Below are 16,459 nucleotides of genomic sequence, written 5' to 3'. Positions count from 1 at the left end.
TGCCTGTTACACGCTATGCTCAAAATACCGGACAATCTTAAATTCGGCTGTTTTGTTTATGGACACTATTTAGCCTCCTCACTTAGCGCAACATATTTATATTCCATTTAAAATATCCTTGACAAGCTTTTTCTAAACGCTTACTTCTTTTCTGGGATATAAGGATAAGGGCGTCCCGCACGCCGCACATAAGAACAGGCCTGGTACATTAGAATGGAGAACAACAGACGTGAATACTTTGCGGCAGTTTTCCAATAAGCCCGAGACCATACCGGCGATTACATCCTGGTATCTTGCCGATCTCAGCGAAGCCCGCGGCAAACAAGAACTCTTTACCAAACAGGCCCCGCAGAGGCTTAAGGTGCTCCGGGATCTCCAAAGCCGCAAAGAAATAGAATGCCTTGGCCGGGGGCGCATTGGGGGAAAAGAGATAATACCTCTAAAAGAGGGTGATAAAAAGGGTAATATTAAAATGCGTTCTAAGGACCGGCGTCTTTTTGGGAATTAATGGGTGTGAAGTTAAACGATTTTTAAACGATCTAAATATAATATGGCTATGAAATCAATTGATTGCATTTGTTTAAAATGAGGATCAATCAGCCCAAATAAAAATGCCACAAGACAACACAGAAAAGGCCTTTTACGAGATCATCAAGAGTGCACCATGAAGAATCAGGAAGTGGCCGCGGTATTTGACGGCATAGCCGATATCCTGGAGATACAGGGTGCGAATCCCTTTCGCATTCGCGCCTATCGCAAGGCCGCGCAGAATATAGAGAATCTCACCGAAGACATTGCCGTGGTTGCGGCCCGGAGCGGCCTGGAGTCCATTGCCGGTATCGGCAGGGATCTGGCCGGAAAAATCCAGGAGATTATAACTACCGGTACTTTTAAAGACTACGAGGATTTAAAAAAGGAAGTTCCGTCCGGCATCGTCACTCTTCTGGCCATTCCCGGCGTGGGGCCGCGCACGGCCAAGCTCCTCTTTGACCATTTTGGCGTCTCCTCGATAGAGGAGGTAGAGAACCTGGCGGTTGAGCACAAGATACAGGGCCTACCCGGGATCAAGGCCAGGACCGAAGAGAACATCCTTAAGGGCATCGCCATCCTCAAAAAAGGCCGGGAACGTCTCCCTGTCGGCATAGTGCTTCCGGTGGCCGAAGAGATAATGGCCATGATGCGCAAAAAGTGTCCCCGCCTGGGGCGGGTGCACCTGGCCGGAAGTCTCCGGCGCAGAAGGGAGACGGCCAAGGATATTGATCTGTTGGTGGCCTCGGATGAACCGGCAATGGTCATGGAGGTCTTTACAGCACTGCCTTTAGTGAGTGAGATCACGGCCCGCGGTGAAACAAAGGCCAGCATCCGCACCAGAGAAGGCATCTCGGTCGATCTCCGGGTGGTGGAGCCAAAGAGTCTGGGCGCTGCCCTTTGTTACTTTACCGGTTCCAAGGCCCACAATATCCGTATTCGGGATCTGGCCGTGCGTCAGGGGCTGAAGATCAACGAATATGGCATATTCAAAGGCGAAAAATGGCTGGGGGGCCGGACGGAGGAGGAGGTCTTCCGGGCCGTGGGGCTGCCCTACATTCCTCCCGAATTGAGAGAAGACCGGGGCGAGATAGAGGCGGCCCAGGCCGGGGGACTGCCGCTTCTGGTGGAGCTGGAGGATATTCAAGGAGATCTGCACGTCCACTCCAAATACAGTGACGGGACCGCCTCTTTCGCCGAGATTGCCCGAAAGGCCGCCTCACTGGGCCTTTCCTGGGTGGCTGTCTGCGACCATTCTCCCTCGCTTAAGGTGGCCGGCGGGGTGTCTGTTTCCGACTTACAGAAGAAGATGGAAGAGATTCGCGCCTTCAACCAAAAAAGGAGTCCGGTAAAACTCCTTTGCGGCACGGAAGTAGATATTGACAGCAGCGGCAAACTGGATTATCCAGATGAGATATTGCGTCAGTTGGATATAGTTGTAGCGGCCATCCACACCGGCTTTAAACAGGATGCGAAGACCCTGACTCACCGGATAACTTCGGCCATGCGAAGCCCGCATGTGGATATTATCGCCCATCCCACCGGCCGCCTCATAGGGGAAAGGGAGCCCTACGCCGTGGATATGGAGGAAATTATCAGGGTGGCCGCAGAAACAGGCACGGCGCTGGAGATCAACGCCTACTTCAAGCGGCTGGATTTAAACGATATACAGGCCAGGGCCGCTAAAGAGAAGGGCTGCAAGCTGGCCATCGGCACCGATGCCCATATTATGGAGCAGATGGATTTTATGTCACTCGGTGTGTCGGTGGCCCGCCGCGGCTGGCTGACAAGGGAAGATATTCTGAATACCATGACTTATGGTGAGCTTATGTCCTATTTGCGCAAAGATGGAGACGTAACATGAACGGGTTGGCTACAAAAGACAAAATAAGAGAACTTGAAGAGCGGTTCGGGATCGAGACCTCGCCGGTCACCGTCCGCGGCAAGACCCTGCAGATAGCCCAGGTAAGGGATGTCAAGCGTCTGGTGGAGAAACAGTTTTCACAGGATGATCCCCTGGCCGGATTTCCTTTCTGGGCCAGGATCTGGGAGGCCTCCATTATCCTGGCCGATGAACTGGCACAGCTTGAACCGGATGACGGCAAGGAAATGCTGGAGCTCGGGGCCGGCATAGGGCTGTCCGGCCTGTTTGCCGCGGCCTTCGGCCATAAGGTAACCATCACTGATTACGACCAGGATGCCCTTTGTTTTGCCATGCTCAGCGCCGGGAGCAATGGTCTCGATAAGGTGCGCTTTCAGTCCTTAGACTGGTGTGCACCCGCCCTCTATAAGAAGTACCACTATATTATAGGCTCTGAAGTGCTTTTCAATGAAAGGCTTTTACTGCCACTCTATGAACTTCTAAAAAGGGCCCTGGCGCCGGACGGCATTGTCTATTTGGCCCATGACAAGAGTCGCATGTCTCCATGCAGGTTCTTCGAACTGGCCCAGAAGGACTTTAAGATTGGCTGCAAGGCGCGGTTGATGCGGGCGGAGGATGAAGAGTTTCATATAGTACTCCATCGGCTGACGCGGAAGTAGCCCTGCGAAATAACGTTCTACTTATACACTTTTCCGCAGCAACTGCCCGGTCCGGCGCAGCCGGCCGCCATACCGGGCGAAGAGCCGCAGCAGGCCGTGTCACCCTTCCCCGGCAGGTTTTTGCCCGGTTGTCCGGTAAGGGAAGACGTGGCAGAAACAAGCCTGGTGAGGCTTTTCGAGCCACAGTGGGGACAGATTGCGGTATCAGTAGATTTAAAGACTATAATTTCTGACTTTTGCTTGCAGTCATTACAGAAATACTCAAAAATAGGCATAGAATCCTCCTTCTCAAGGCCATCAACTGACCACAGGCCGCCTATACTGTTATGGCCTTGCGCAGGGCCTGGATGGTCTTGCCATAATCATCGCTGCCGAATATGGCAGACCCGGCTACAAAGATATCTGCACCGGCTTTAGCCACCATTCGGGCCGTATCAAAGTTTATCCCTCCGTCCACTTCAATTTCCACCGGGAGGTTGCGTACGTCAATAATCTCCCGTAGCCGGGCTATCTTGTGGGCCACGCCGGGAATGAAAAACTGCCCCCCAAACCCGGGGTTAACACTCATTAGTAAGACCATATCTACCTCTTCCAGCACATACTCCAAGGCAGAAAGGGACGTGGCAGGGTTGAGGACTACACCGGCCTTGACCCCCTGCTTTTTGATAAGATTTATCGTTCGATTCAAGTGGATGCAGGCCTCTACGTGCACGGTAATAATGTCGCTTCCGGCGCGGGAAAAATCCTCTATATATTGATCCGGATTGGAGATCATCAGGTGTACATCCAATGGCAGGGCGGTCACCTTACGGACCGCCTGGACCACCAGGGGCCCAATGGTAATATTGGGGACGAAATGGCCGTCCATGACATCGATGTGTATAAGGTCAGCCCCGGCCTTCTCTACCGCCTGAACTTCTTCTCCTAGGCGGCTAAAATCAGCGGAAAGTATGGATGGCGCAATTTTTTTCATAAAATGTACCTCGTTTTCATATTAGCTTTAGCTGTCGGCTATCTGCTTTCAGCTCCCCTTTTTCATCCGCACCGCAGTAAATCCATCGGTCCCATGCCGGTTGGGATAGGTGCGCAAAAAATTGTCTTCCACCAGTTCGCCGGCTTTTTGCGGCAGTACCGATCCAGGGTCTTCTATCTCAAACTCCGGATGACGAATCAGGAAGTTTTTTATAACCTCTTCGTTCTCCTCCGGTTCCAGGCTGCAGGTGGCATAGACCAGGATACCCCCGGGTTTAAGGAGCGGCGCCAGCTCGTCCAGAAGGCGTCCCTGCCGTTCGGCCATAAAAACAAGGTCCTCCGGCTTGCGGCGCCATTTGATGTCAGGATTGCGCCGTATGACACCCAGGCCTGTACATGGGGCATCGACCAAGATACGATCAATTTTTTTCCCGCCCAGGCCTGCCAGCGACTGCGTGACATCTTTTTTGATTACCTCGATATTCTGGATGCCGAGGCGGGTTGAGTTTTCTTTGAGCCGTTCCAGGCGTCCGCCGTGGATGTCAAGGGCCAGTATGCGCCCGAGATTGCGCATTATCTGGGCCATGTGCGTGGTTTTTCCCCCCAGACCGGCGCAGGCATCGAGTATTAACTCACCGGGCTGGGGCGAGACGAGATGGGAAACAAGCTGTGAGGATTCATCCTGCACCTGGAACCAGCCGGTTTTATAACCGGTAAGTTTCAGGATATTGCCAAAAAAGCCCTTTAGTATCAGCCCGTCCGGAGAATAGGGGGCAGGCTCAATACCCGGGACCTCTTTGCGCAAAAACTCCAGGAGCTGATCGCGCTTTAACCGCAGGGTATTGGTGCGAATGGCCAGAACCGGCATCTTGTTGTTGCTTTCGCATAAGTCACGGGCCGCATCCGCTCCATAGCGTCCCGTCCAGCGTTCCACCAGCCATAGCGGATGGGAGGACTCTACCGCCAGCCAGGCCGATAAATCTTCCTTTGGATCAGGCCACCTGATCTCCTCTCTTCCCCGTTCCACAGCCCGCAGCACACCGTTTACAAAACGGGTGATCCATTCCGGCTGGCTGACCTTGACCAGATTCACAGATTCATTGACTGCGGCCGAAGGCGGGATGCGATTCATGTAAAGGAGCTGATATATCCCCAGCCGCAAGACGTTTTGAACCAACGGCTCAATTTTTTCCCGCGGGGTCCTGGAAAATTGGTCTATGATCCAGTCAAGCCGTGCCCGCTGCCTGAGGACGCCATAAACGAGTTCCATGGTCAAGGCCCGATCCCGCCTTTCCAGGGTGAAGTGCTTGCGGAATGCCTTTTCCATGAGCGCATCCAGGGTCTCTTGCCCTTTATCCAGTTCATCCAGAACTGCGAGGGCAACCTGCCGGGGGTTGGCAAACATTATGCCCCTCCCTGCAGGAAATGGAGCATGGCCTTTTCCACCTTTTTCAGGTCCAGCTGGGTATTAAAACACGGTCCATAAGGCCGAATATTAAATATTCCGTAAACCGGCACGGGATAGCTGTCCTGAATGCCGCTGGTCAGATCCCTTTCGCAGGCCACGGCGATTATAAGCCGTGGTTTCTTTTCTACCACAATGCGACGGGCAATAGTGCCGCCGGTAGCCACAGAAAGACCGACATGGTAAGTCTCTGCCATTTCCACCAGATCTTTGATCTTGCACAGCCCGCAACGCTTACAGTTGTCCGCATTCCCGGTGATCTTTACCTTACAGTCATAGTTCTGGAGGCAGTGTGGCATAAGGAGGAGTAGGCGTTCAGGCCTGATATGGCTGACCTGGGCTATGACTATATCATTATTTACTTCTACAAAGGCATGTTGGATTTTTTCTTTCGAGATGCCGAAGAGCTTGCCGACTAATATCAAAACAGGAAAGATAACCTTGATTACCGCGCCGCGCAGACGTTTGGAGAGTAAAAGGTCCTTCCTGAAAATCAGGGTTAGTACGATGGAAAAGATGCCCCCCACTACTAATAAAAGCAGGGTGCCAAAGAAAACGGCCAGCAGAGCAGGAAGAGCACGATGGATATTGGCCAATCCCACGTATGGTATCCACCAGAGAAGGACAGCAACCAGAAAAAATAAGGCGCAGGTTACGAAAAGCAGACTAACAAATAAAATCTTATGTGACTTTTCTTCAGACATTAGTTCAGTTTTTCGCCTATATCTATCTTATGGCCCCGGCGGAAATCCGCTACGGCCATCCGCCGGCCGCCTTCGATCTTGATCTCGGTGATAAGGATATAATCCCTGCCCGTGGCAACCAGGAATCCGGAATCATCCGCCTGGACTATCTCCCCCGGCGCCTTTTTTTCTGCCCCCCCGATAAGGCGCGGCTTATAAAGATGACAGAGCTTGCCTCGCCAGTATGAATAAGAACCAGGCCAGGGGTCAAGGCCCCGGATAAGATTAAAAATCTTTACGGCCGGCTGCCGCCAATCGATTCGCCCGTCTTCTTTTTTTAACATTGGGGCGCAAGAAACCCCGGCTTTTGGCTGCGGCCTTGGTATAATAGTGCCTTTCTGGAGGCCGTCAAGGGTTTTGATGAGGGCCTTGGCTCCAAGGCCCGCCAGGCGATCATGCAATGTACCCGCCGTATCCGTTGCATCAATTTTAGTCTCCTCCATGAGAAGAATCGGGCCGGTATCCATGCCTTCATCCAGTTGCATAATGGTTACACCGGTTATTTCTTCCCCGTTTATTAAGGCCTGCTGAATAGGGGCGGCCCCCCGGTATTTGGGCAGGAGAGAGGCATGGACATTGATGGCGCCGCGCCGCGGTATGGCCAGTAGTTCCGCGGGCAGGATCTTACCATAGGCCACCACAATTATGACCTCCGGGGCCAGTTTTCGCATCCCGCCAAGAAAATCTTCTGTGCGTATCTTCTCCGGCTGGAGGACAGGGACTTTTGACTGTTCGGCCAGGACCTTGACCGGGGGAGGGGCGACGGCCAGACCTCGTCCTTTAGGCCGGTCCGGTTGAGTGACCACCGCTGCAACTTCTACTCCGCCACAATGGATGAGGGCCTCCAGGGAGGGCACAGCGAATGACGGTGTTCCCATGAAGACTACCCGCCAACGCGGCGGATTCATAATGCTTCTACCTTAAGGATTTTTTTGAGGCGACGTTTGTAGAGCGACCTTTTGAGGCTGCTGATACGGTCGATATAAAGGATACCGTTCAGGTGGTCGATCTCGTGCTGAAGACAGATGGCCAGGAGCCCTTCGCCTTCGACCTCTATCGGCTGCCCTTCGAGATTCAAGGCCCCCACCTTGACCCTGGCGCTGCGCCTGACCTCGGCAGAATAGTCAACAACACTCAAACAGGCCTCTTCATAGGTGGTCTCGTCTTCTGCCCGGATGATCTCCGGGTTAATCAAGGCCGTTAATTTCTTATTTTCGCCTTCCCTGGACAAATCAAAGACAAGGACCCTTTTCAGGACACCGATCTGGTTAGCGGCCAGTCCAATTCCCGGAGCCGCATACATGGTCTCCGCCATGTCAGCGACCAATGCCAGAATCTCAGACGTTATCTTCTTCACCGGCTCCGCCACTTGTTTTAGAACCGGGTGTGGGTAGGTGATAATCTTGCGTATAGCCATAAAATTCACGTAGCTATCAGCCCTCAGTGGTCAGCTTTCAGAGAAAATTCACCTCTGCCTGGCTGGTTACTGAGTGCTGGGCACTGTAAGCTATTTATAACATGCTTTCGGGGTCAACGTCTATAATCAATTTGACACCTGAGACGGGAGGTTTTGCCTTAAGATATTCGAGAAGACCATTAGTGTAGGCATGTAGCGGCCCAACCTTGAGACCCTTCAAAAACATCTGATACCGAAACTTTCCTCTTATTTTGAAGAGCGGCGCCGGGGCTGGCCCAAGGATTTCCACGGTATCCAGCCAATCCATGTTTTTTTGCAAAAGTGCATGCGCCCGCAGGCTCATCTCCCGGGCATAATCCTTGACCTTGATTTGGCTGTTGCTCTCCAGCAAGAGGTTAATCAGGCGCACAAAAGGTGGATACCCGAGCGCCCGGCGAAGGGCAATCTCTTCTTCATAATATCCCGGAAAATCGTGCTGTTTGGCCTTAATAATACTGTAGTGATCCGGGTTATAGGTCTGGATTATAACCTTTCCCGGCCTTTCCCCTCGACCGGCCCGGCCTGCCACCTGAGCTAAAAGTTGGAAGGTCTTTTCCGCCGCCCGAAAGTCCGGCAGGTTCAGAGACAGGTCGGCGGAAATCACGCCAACCAGGGTAATATAAGGAAAATCATGCCCCTTGGTCACCATCTGTGTGCCTACCAGGATATCTATCTCCCTTTTTTGAACAGCTCGCAAAATACCATGGTGCGCCCTTTTCCGGGTGGTTGTATCCCGATCCAGACGGGCTATACGCGCCTCCGAGAAAAGCGTTTTTAGTTCCGCTTCAATACGTTCCGTCCCCCAGCCGATCGACCTGACATTAATACCACCACAGGCCGGACAGGCCGGAAGCGCCGGGACTGAATAGCCGCAATAATGGCAAAGGAGGGTCTGTTCAGACAGATGATGGGTCAGAGAAACACTGCAATTAGGGCAGATCAGGACCTGACCGCAGGAGTTGCATTGCATGGAAGGCGAGTAGCCCCGACGGTTAAGAAAGATAAGGGTTTGCTCCTTCTTTTGCAGGTTATCTTCTATGGCATCAAGGAGTTCCGGGAAAAAGATTGCCCTGCCGGCCCCGGTCTGTGACCCGGGGCTGCGCATATCGATAACAGACACCTCCGGCAACGCCCTCTCTTCAACCCGCCTGGTCAGCGCCAGGTATCCATAACGTCCTGATTTTACATTAAATACACTTTGTATGGAGGGAGTGGCCGAACCCAAAATAACCACCGCTTTCTCCAGACGGCCACGCATTACGGCCACATCCCGGCCATGATAACGGAGCTTGTCTTCCTGCTTATAGGAGCTGTCGTGTTCCTCATCCACCACGATCAGGCCCAGGGAGGAAAGAGGCGCAAATACAGCCGAACGGGCGCCGATGACTATTCGGGCCTTTCCTTCCAGTATGTGCAGCCATTGATCGAACTTTTCGCCGGGGGATAGGGCGCTGTGCAGGACGGCTACCTTATCCCCGAAACATGAGATGAAGGCCGCCTCCAGATAGGCAGTCAAGGCGATCTCAGGGACAAGAATTATGCAGTCCTTTCCTTGAGCCAGGGCCGCCTCGGCGGCCCTCAGGTACACCTCTGTCTTTCCGCTTGCCGTGACCCCGTGGAGGACATGGGCAGAAAATTCATGGCTGGAGAGGGCCCTGGTGATATCTTCAACGGCCTGTTTCTGTTCGGCCGTCAGGGTGGCAGGGCGTCTATACCAGAAGCCCTCGGCGCTGAACGGATCTCTGTAAATAATAGCCCTGGAGAAGGAGATAAGGCCGGTCTTCTCCAGTTTTTTCCATCTCTTTGTCAGGTGGGGCATGGAGGCCCCGAGTCTCTTTACCGGAACCTCTCCTTGCTCCCGCAGATAGGTAAGGATGGCCTCTTCATCGCCGGATAAGGGTTTTTCCGAAGCTTTTCCGGTGAGCCTTACCATGCGCTCCTCTTTAAGCCTGGTGCGCGGTCGTTCCACGACCTCTTTCCAGGCGAGGAGGCCTTTATCAACCAGGCCGGGGATTAAATGGCGGCCGGCGCCCGGAAAAATTTTTTCAATAGCCGGGACCGCGACTGGTTTTTCCCCCCGAAAAAGACTCAAAACGGAGAGGATCTCTTGAGAGATATTTTTTTCCTTACACTCCGGTCGCAGATGTCCGCCTCCCTCTGGCGGATGCGTATCTGCGGCCAGAGCACGCTGCCCGGTCCCGGTAAGAATCAACAACCGCCGGCTGGATACATTCAGGCCGGCTGGCAGGGCCGACTCTATCACCTTACCCAGGGGATAATGATAATAGCGTGCCATCCACTCAAAAAGGCGAAGGAGGCCGGGAGGAAAGAGGGGCCGCTCATCCAGTATATCCAGGATCTCTTTCAGTTCCGGCCGGTCTGAAGAGGCCACGGTGCCCAGGACATAACCGGTAACGGTGCGTAACCCTACGGGTATAAGCACACGCAGCCCTGGTTGTATGTCTTCCTCCAGTTCAGCCGGGACAAGATAGTGGAAGGTCTTAAAGACAGGTAGGGCCGGGGCTGCTTCAATGATCAGGGCCATTTTAGCCGATGCATAGTTCCTTTTGCAGGTATTCTCTGACCCTTGGGCCGATCTCCGGGTGTTTCAGGGCATAGGCCAGCGTGGCCTGAATATAGCCGAATTTGTCCCCGGCATCATACCGCCGGCCGACAAAACGATAGGCGTATATCTGATTTTGGCGCGCCAGTTCCATGAGGGCATCGGTAAGCTGGATCTCTCCGCCATGCCCTGTTGGCGTGTTTTCCAGGATGGTAAATATATCCGGCGTCAGGATATACCGTCCGATAATAGCCAGGTTTGAATCTGTTGTTTCCGGGGCCGGTTTTTCCATCATCCTTGTCACCCTATAGGTCTGTTCTTTGATCTCCGTCCCTTCGACTATACCATAGTTATGAATCTCTTCTTTCGGCACGGGATAGACAGCCACTATCGGCTTATGAAATTCATTAAAGACATTCAATAACTGCTGGGTGCAGGGTATGGGGGCATCCACCAGGTCGTCACCCAGGACCACCACAAACGGTTCATTGCCCACCAGGTCTTTTGTGCATAATATCGCATGGCCCAGCCCCAATGGCCGCTTTTGCCTGACAGAGGTAATCTCGATCAAATTAGAGATATTTTTGACTTCTTCCAGAAGCGTCCACTTTTTTCTCTGTTCCAGGATCGTTTCCAGTTCATAGGAATAATCAAAGTGGTCTTCGATCGCAGACTTGCCACTGCCGGTGACCATAATGACCTGTTCGATACCCGAGGCCACCACCTCTTCCACAATGTACTGAATGGTAGGCCGGTCAACAATGGTCAGCATCTCCTTGGGGATCGCCTTTGTAGCCGGCAGAAACCGGGTACCCAGTCCGGCTACCGGAATAACGGCCTTTCTTATCCTCATAAGATCTCCCGAGTTACATATAGTTAGTGTTCATCCGGAAACTGTCGTTTCCGGCCTACGGTCGGATTCAAGCATTCAGCGATCAGCTATCAGCAAAAATATAAGACAAACAACACATTAAGCTGATCGCTGAATGCTGACTGCTCTGTCTGCGTCTATCTGTGCCGTTGGCACGGCAGACAGGTGCAACGCACAGGCACGTCGTCTGGAACTTCTTGGTTAATTTATACAAGGAGGATGAAACAAAGTCAAATGAACCCTAAAGAAAAGAAATAAATAGCCGAAAAAGATATTAATGATCTGTCTTACATCCCGGAGGAAGAAATATGTCCAGAGATAGTGTAAAACTTTATTATGCGCTCTCTGTGCTTTTCCCAAAAGAACAATTGGAATCGCCGGCCTTTCTGGCATCGCTTGATACCGAAACCCTCAAAAAGGCCTTTCGCACGAAGGTCATGCAATGCCATCCCGACCTCATCCATAACCTGCCCGAGAGCTTTCGCCGCAACAGGCATGAGCGTTTTATACGCATCCAGCAGGCCCATGAGTTTTTAAACGGCTATTTGGAAACGGCACGGGAAAGGGGAGAAGATATCCCGTGGCCCCAATTTAAAAGAAAGGTTACGTCTGATGCCGCAGAGCAATGCGCCCCCCAACGCAAGCTGATATTTGCCGTGGGCGGCGCCAAGGGAGGCATAGGGAAGACCATTGTTTCCGCAAACCTGAGCGCCGGCCTGGCATCGCTAGGTAAAAGGGTCATTGCCGTGGATCTGGACCTGGGCGGGGCTAACTTACATCTCCACCTGGGGGTAAAGTTCCCGCCGCTCACCCTGCAGCACTATTTTAAAGACGGGAAGCCATTAAACGAACTCTGCCTGGACACGGCGGTTAAGAATCTGAAAATCATAGCCGGAGATAGTTCCAACCTGGGCATGGCCAACATCCTAACGGCGCAAAAGAAAAAGCTCATTAAGGACTTGCAAGGTCTGCCGGCTGATTATGTGGTCATCGATTTGGGCGGAGATACCTCCTATAACATGGTGGACTTCTTTTTAGCCGCAGATGAGCGGATAGCCGTGACCTCACCGGAACCGAGCTCTGTCCTGGATGTCTATAATTTTATAAAGGTCAGTCTGCTCCGCTACCTCAACAAGAATATTTTTGATATCCTGAGACCAGAAGAAGCAAGGAAGCTGCAGGGGCGCATTAACGAATTTAAGGGGTTGATCTTTGAAACCACCACCTCTTCCGACCACCGCCGCATAAAACGCATCGATGAGCTATTGGCTCTTGTCCGGGAAAAAAATACGGATTGGGGGCTTTTCCTGCAGGAGAAAATGGATGAGTTTTGCCCCTACCTGGTTGTCAATATGATAGAGGCAGGCGCTGATGGCAATATTTCAACCCGCATTGCCGAAATTGCCAGACAAAATCTCTCTATAAATATTTTGCCCTTACCCGGCATCTCCTTTGACCGGGAAGTTAAAAACGTGGTGCGTTATCTTGTGCCCGTACTGCTGGAAAGGCCAAAAAGTCAGGCCTCCCGGTGTATTTTCAACATATTACGTACTATACTGCAAAGGCACATTGGAGATAGAGGTCTATGTCAACTCCTGGAAAATGCGACCGACGAAAAAATTGCCCCGGCGTTTTTTCAGTTTATCAAAGGAGAGACGGGCGCCACGTTCGGCAGCAAACAAAAAAAGGTTGACCATGTTTATGCCGGTTGGCGTTAAGTAATTTGACTCCAAAAACTATCGTTTTCGGATGAAAACTAAAACGTTACGAAAGAGGTATTATCGCCCATGCAGGCCATCCCGTTAACTCTTGCTACTTCCGGCATGACCCTGGCCCGGGATATCCTCCGCGAAGACGGCATCATCCTTTGCGGGAAAGGAACCGTGCTGTCTGTGGCCTTGATCGAACGATTGAAGAGATTGGGGGTTCAGACCATAACAGTGGAGGGACACCCCATTGCCGAGGAAGGTGAAAAAACGCTGGAAGGAGAATTGGCCGACCTTGAGGAAAGATTTCGCCCCAGGACAGGCGACCCCCTCCTCATGCGCGTAAAGGAAATAATAAAGGATCTGATCGTAACTTCATGGCAATAGAGTGGGACGAGGAAAAAATCGCCGGATTCAGAGAAAAACTTAGACAGGCGAAGGCCCTGCCAACCCTGCCGGGCATTGTCTCTAAGTTAACCCAGATGGTCGAAGACCCCTCGGTCTCTGCCGACCGGATCGGACGCGTTATCGCCAAGGATCAGATCCTGGCGGCAAAACTCCTTAAGCTGGTCAATTCAGCATTCTACGGGTTTCCCGGGCGCATCTCTACGGTAAGCAGCGCCGTCATCCTTTTAGGATTTAATGTGGTGCGGAGCCTGGTATTGAGCGCCTCTATTTTCGAGGCCATGGAAAAGACAGTGGTTGGTCTCTGGGAACATTCCCTGGGATGTGCAGCCATCGCTAATGTAATCGCCCGGCGGCTGAGCATTAACGATCCTGAGGAGATATCCACGGCGGCGCTTCTGCATGATATCGGCAAGGTGGTGATCAGGGAAAACCTGGCCGAAGAGGCTGCCGTCCTGGACGAGGCCATACTGGGCGAAAATATCTCTCTTTATGAGGCAGAGCAGCGGATACTTAAGATTAACCATACCCAGGTAGGACAAAGGCTCTGCCGGCATTGGAACCTTCCGGACAGGCTGGCCGAACCCATCGCTTACCACCACGAACCCAAAAAAAGCGCCAATCATTATGTGAGCACGGCTATCGTCCATGTAGCCGATGTCCTGGTCCGGGCCAGGGGTTTTGGTTTTGGCGGCGACAAATGGGTCCCGGCCCTGGATCATAATGCCTGGGCGGCCTTGACCCTCCGGGAAGAGGATCTGCCCGGCCTCATAGCCGAGGCCGAGGAGGTTCTTGTGGAGCTAAGGGGGTTTAGCTTTGAGATTCAGACCTTAGGTGAAAAATGCCCGCCCGCCATCGAGTCCTGATAATAGGCAAGGGTGATAAACCCGGTAAAGAACAAGAATACCTTTTTGAAGCCAAGGGGTATCAAATAATTTCCAGCCCCACCTTCAAAAAAGCCATGGATACCATCTTCAATGATCCTCCGGATCTAATCCTCGTCATGGCTGATATGCAGGACAAGGTGGAATTAGAGATGGTTCAGGCTGTAAAAGGGGGCATATACTGTGCCCATATACCATTTATTATCGCCCTTTCCAGAGAAGCTATATCCACAGGCATCGAATGGGAACAATATCCGGTCGATGATTTTATCAGCAAACCTATTGATTATACAGAACTTTTTGCCAGGATGTCGCTGTGTTTTGAAAGGATGCAACGGGTCTTTGACAATAATCCTCTGACCAGATTGCCCGGCAATACCTCCATCTTAAAGACCATCCAGGCCGCCCTGGATGCGGGCGAAGAAGTGGCCATAGGCTATGTGGATATCGACAATTTCAAGCCGTATAATGACCGGTACGGCTTTTCGCGCGGTGATGAAGTGATACGTATGGTAGCCATGTTGCTTACCAATATCCTGCGCGAGACAGATACCCGCAAGGTCTTTGCGGGTCATGTGGGCGGAGATGATTTTAGCTTCATGGTGCCTTCAGACCGGGCGACACAGGTCTGTGAAAAGATTATATCCAGCTTTGATGCCCTGGTGAAAAATTTAGTGGACAAAGATGATCTCAAGAGGAATTATTTTGTGGCCAGGGACAGGCAGGGGAACGAACAACATTTCCCGCTGCCCAGCCTCTCTATAGCCGTTGTTTCCAATCATAATAACCGCTTTCGCCATTATGGTGAGGTGGCTGAGGCCGCCACACAGATTAAAAAGCACCTCAAATCTCTGGAAGGCAGCAACTACCTCATCGACCGCCGCAAACCGTCCGATTGAGAAGCCAATGTGGTTCTTTGTCTTATCAACCCTATCCACTTAATATTTGAATAGATTTTATCTTATTGTGTTATTTGGTAACTTCTTATACGATTACCCTTAATGCAGATCTCGACGAAAGAAATCGAATCGATAACTGAAACGCATAAAAGAGATTGCACAATAAGACGTGGACTCATGGAGGTGCAACGATGAAGTGCCGGGGTTTACGCTTGGCCAGGACTCTTCTCCTAACGTCCCTGACGGCATTCGTTCCTGTCGTTCTGTTTCTGCTCGACGGTCATCTTTCCGCCTGCGGCGCCGCTGATGTGCCTGCGATAACCGAGAAGGACACGTTCGGTGTCCTTGACGGCGAGTTTTCATTGAACGGCCTCAAGGGCCTCTACCGCTGGAGCATCGAGCAGCACTGGTCGGGCGGCAAGATGATCATAAGGGGGGACAACACCTTCGGGGTTGCGGACGGGGAGTTCACCGTAAAGGGCTTCAAGTCGGGCTACCAACAGTTTTCCTTCGACGGCGACGCGGAGATCAGGGGCAGGTCCGAGGAAAAGGGCAGGATATCCTATCTTCCCGACCAGTCCGCGACAGTCACCACTGCCGTCAATTTTGTCTTGGCAAACGGTGCGTTCCACGTCATACCTGGGGAAGGGAAGATAAAATTTGAGGTAAAAAACGGATATCTTACGTGTGCGGATGGCACTGCGGTCAGTGTGTTTGCCCTGTGGGTCGATGTCATCGAGGGCAAAGACAGGAGGTGGACGATGGTCAAGTCTGAAAGATACAACGGCATGTGGGTGCCTAAGCCGCAGTACAAGCCTCTGCATTTCGAAAAAACCGGGAAGCTGACGGGCGCATACAAGGACGGCAGCATACGCTTCGGCCCTGGCCAGTCGGTAACGTTGTACAGCAAACATGAACTCATGCTGCCTGACGGGACTATTCTCCTTCCCAATGACAACGGGATTTACAAAATAGAGATAAGGGACAGCCTCCCGGTCTTTGTTGACGTGAAGGTTTACGAGAGGGTCGGGGACGAGGAGCTTTTCAGGAAATAGCCCGTAAGCTCCGGACGACCGTGGAGGGGGAGTTCATCTGTTCGATTTTTCCGCGCAACACTTCGTATACATATTGTTGCATTTTGCTACTCTCATGATAAGATGTAACCAAAAAATTTATAACCCAAAGTTATGGGGGTACTTTTTATGCCTACTCCGGTGAGAATATCAGACGAACTGGTCAGCGAAGCAAAAAAATATAGCCGCATCGACCACAGATCTATGACGGGCCAAATCGAACACTGGGCGAAAATCGGCAAGTGTGCCGAGGAAAACCCGGACCTGACCTACAGCCTTATCAAGGAGATTCTAATAGGAATAGAAGAATTGGAACAAGGCGACAAATCAGAATACAGATTCGGGCGATAGCA

The 16,459-nt window shown here is 52.0% G+C and carries 17 protein-coding genes; 9 read left to right on the top strand and 8 right to left on the bottom strand.

The annotated features are described in order from the left end of the window. The first annotated feature begins 229 nt into the window (after positions 1–229). From PHT49_01020 to PHT49_01010, 3 genes are all read left to right on the top strand, one after another. Positions 230–508, top strand: a complete 279-nt coding sequence (locus tag PHT49_01020; protein MDD5450466.1) for a hypothetical protein — start codon at positions 230–232, stop codon at positions 506–508. Between the two features lie 156 nt (positions 509–664). Then, positions 665–2,392 carry a DNA polymerase/3'-5' exonuclease PolX gene (gene polX / locus PHT49_01015; GenBank protein MDD5450465.1) on the top strand — a complete coding sequence of 576 codons (1,728 nt, stop codon included), beginning with the start codon at positions 665–667 and terminating at the stop codon, positions 2,390–2,392. Continuing rightward, positions 2,389–3,069: a methyltransferase gene (locus tag PHT49_01010; GenBank protein ID MDD5450464.1), complete on the top strand. Its 681-nt coding sequence runs from the start codon at positions 2,389–2,391 to the stop codon at positions 3,067–3,069. The genes polX and PHT49_01010 overlap by 4 nt, the downstream gene beginning before the upstream one ends. 17 nt (positions 3,070–3,086) lie before the next feature. Here PHT49_01010 and PHT49_01005 read toward each other — a convergent pair whose 3' ends face one another. From PHT49_01005 to galU, 8 genes are all read right to left on the bottom strand, one after another. Further along, positions 3,087–3,344, bottom strand: coding sequence for a zinc ribbon domain-containing protein (locus PHT49_01005; GenBank protein MDD5450463.1), 258 nt, complete (start codon positions 3,342–3,344; stop codon positions 3,087–3,089). A gap of 41 nt (positions 3,345–3,385) precedes the next feature. Then, positions 3,386–4,042 (bottom strand): ribulose-phosphate 3-epimerase, encoded by a 657-nt coding sequence (gene rpe, locus PHT49_01000; GenBank protein MDD5450462.1) that lies wholly within the window; start codon positions 4,040–4,042, stop codon positions 3,386–3,388. Positions 4,043–4,090: 48 nt separating this feature from the next. After that, positions 4,091–5,446: a 16S rRNA (cytosine(967)-C(5))-methyltransferase RsmB gene (gene rsmB / locus PHT49_00995; protein ID MDD5450461.1), complete on the bottom strand. Its 1,356-nt coding sequence runs from the start codon at positions 5,444–5,446 to the stop codon at positions 4,091–4,093. Beyond that, positions 5,446–6,210, bottom strand: coding sequence for a DUF116 domain-containing protein (locus PHT49_00990; protein MDD5450460.1), 765 nt, complete (start codon positions 6,208–6,210; stop codon positions 5,446–5,448). Before PHT49_00990 ends, rsmB begins: the two co-directional genes overlap by 1 nt. Continuing rightward, the gene (gene fmt / locus PHT49_00985) at positions 6,210–7,157 is read right to left on the bottom strand and encodes a methionyl-tRNA formyltransferase (GenBank protein ID MDD5450459.1); all 948 of its coding nucleotides are present in this window, start codon (positions 7,155–7,157) and stop codon (positions 6,210–6,212) included. Before fmt ends, PHT49_00990 begins: the two co-directional genes overlap by 1 nt. Continuing rightward, on the bottom strand, positions 7,154–7,666 hold the full coding sequence (def, locus tag PHT49_00980) for a peptide deformylase (GenBank protein ID MDD5450458.1): 513 nt from the start codon (positions 7,664–7,666) through the stop codon (positions 7,154–7,156). The genes fmt and def overlap by 4 nt, the downstream gene beginning before the upstream one ends. Before the next feature lie 94 nt (positions 7,667–7,760). After that, entirely contained in the window at positions 7,761–10,250 is a 2,490-nt protein-coding gene (gene priA, locus PHT49_00975) for a primosomal protein N' (GenBank protein MDD5450457.1), read from the bottom strand. Between the two features lies 1 nt (position 10,251). Continuing rightward, a complete protein-coding gene (galU, locus tag PHT49_00970) occupies positions 10,252–11,121 on the bottom strand; it encodes a UTP--glucose-1-phosphate uridylyltransferase GalU (protein ID MDD5450456.1) in 870 nt (289 codons plus the stop codon). Between the two features lie 326 nt (positions 11,122–11,447). On the opposite strand from galU, the gene PHT49_00965 reads away from it, so the two are divergent. The 6 genes from PHT49_00965 to PHT49_00940 all read left to right on the top strand — a co-directional run bounded on the left by PHT49_00965 (position 11,448) and on the right by PHT49_00940 (position 16,457). Further along, positions 11,448–12,857 (top strand): AAA family ATPase, encoded by a 1,410-nt coding sequence (locus PHT49_00965; protein ID MDD5450455.1) that lies wholly within the window; start codon positions 11,448–11,450, stop codon positions 12,855–12,857. A 69-nt stretch (positions 12,858–12,926) separates the two neighbouring features. Then, on the top strand, positions 12,927–13,232 hold the full coding sequence (locus PHT49_00960; protein MDD5450454.1) for a hypothetical protein: 306 nt from the start codon (positions 12,927–12,929) through the stop codon (positions 13,230–13,232). Next, positions 13,223–14,116 carry an HDOD domain-containing protein gene (locus PHT49_00955; protein MDD5450453.1) on the top strand — a complete coding sequence of 298 codons (894 nt, stop codon included), beginning with the start codon at positions 13,223–13,225 and terminating at the stop codon, positions 14,114–14,116. Before PHT49_00960 ends, PHT49_00955 begins: the two co-directional genes overlap by 10 nt. Continuing rightward, on the top strand, positions 14,092–15,033 hold the full coding sequence (locus PHT49_00950) for a diguanylate cyclase (protein MDD5450452.1): 942 nt from the start codon (positions 14,092–14,094) through the stop codon (positions 15,031–15,033). The genes PHT49_00955 and PHT49_00950 overlap by 25 nt, the downstream gene beginning before the upstream one ends. A 191-nt stretch (positions 15,034–15,224) precedes the next feature. Beyond that, a complete protein-coding gene (locus tag PHT49_00945) occupies positions 15,225–16,088 on the top strand; it encodes a hypothetical protein (GenBank protein ID MDD5450451.1) in 864 nt (287 codons plus the stop codon). A 147-nt stretch (positions 16,089–16,235) separates the two neighbouring features. Beyond that, a complete protein-coding gene (locus tag PHT49_00940; GenBank protein MDD5450450.1) occupies positions 16,236–16,457 on the top strand; it encodes a hypothetical protein in 222 nt (73 codons plus the stop codon). Positions 16,458–16,459 lie beyond the last annotated feature (2 nt).

Source organism: Desulfovibrionales bacterium, assembly GCA_028715605.1.
GTDB lineage: Bacteria > Desulfobacterota > QYQD01 > QYQD01 > QYQD01 > QYQD01.
Note: the sequence above shows the minus strand (reverse complement) of the source record. Positions and strands in the feature narration are given on the sequence as shown.

Bases quoted from the DNA above. Each gene is read 5' to 3' on its own strand.
- polX (MDD5450465.1), top strand. From the start codon at position 665: ATGAAGAATCAGGAAGTGGCCGCGGTATTTGACGGCATAGCCGATATC.
- PHT49_01010 (MDD5450464.1), top strand. From the start codon at position 2,389: ATGAACGGGTTGGCTACAAAAGACAAAATAAGAGAACTTGAAGAGCGG.
- PHT49_01005 (MDD5450463.1), bottom strand. From the start codon at position 3,344: ATGCCTATTTTTGAGTATTTCTGTAATGACTGCAAGCAAAAGTCAGAA.
- rpe (MDD5450462.1), bottom strand. From the start codon at position 4,042: ATGAAAAAAATTGCGCCATCCATACTTTCCGCTGATTTTAGCCGCCTA.
- rsmB (MDD5450461.1), bottom strand. From the start codon at position 5,446: ATGTTTGCCAACCCCCGGCAGGTTGCCCTCGCAGTTCTGGATGAACTG.
- PHT49_00990 (MDD5450460.1), bottom strand. From the start codon at position 6,210: ATGTCTGAAGAAAAGTCACATAAGATTTTATTTGTTAGTCTGCTTTTC.
- fmt (MDD5450459.1), bottom strand. From the start codon at position 7,157: ATGAATCCGCCGCGTTGGCGGGTAGTCTTCATGGGAACACCGTCATTC.
- def (MDD5450458.1), bottom strand. From the start codon at position 7,666: ATGGCTATACGCAAGATTATCACCTACCCACACCCGGTTCTAAAACAA.
- priA (MDD5450457.1), bottom strand. From the start codon at position 10,250: ATGGCCCTGATCATTGAAGCAGCCCCGGCCCTACCTGTCTTTAAGACC.
- galU (MDD5450456.1), bottom strand. From the start codon at position 11,121: ATGAGGATAAGAAAGGCCGTTATTCCGGTAGCCGGACTGGGTACCCGG.
- PHT49_00965 (MDD5450455.1), top strand. From the start codon at position 11,448: ATGTCCAGAGATAGTGTAAAACTTTATTATGCGCTCTCTGTGCTTTTC.
- PHT49_00960 (MDD5450454.1), top strand. From the start codon at position 12,927: ATGCAGGCCATCCCGTTAACTCTTGCTACTTCCGGCATGACCCTGGCC.
- PHT49_00955 (MDD5450453.1), top strand. From the start codon at position 13,223: ATGGCAATAGAGTGGGACGAGGAAAAAATCGCCGGATTCAGAGAAAAA.
- PHT49_00950 (MDD5450452.1), top strand. From the start codon at position 14,092: ATGCCCGCCCGCCATCGAGTCCTGATAATAGGCAAGGGTGATAAACCC.
- PHT49_00945 (MDD5450451.1), top strand. From the start codon at position 15,225: ATGAAGTGCCGGGGTTTACGCTTGGCCAGGACTCTTCTCCTAACGTCC.
- PHT49_00940 (MDD5450450.1), top strand. From the start codon at position 16,236: ATGCCTACTCCGGTGAGAATATCAGACGAACTGGTCAGCGAAGCAAAA.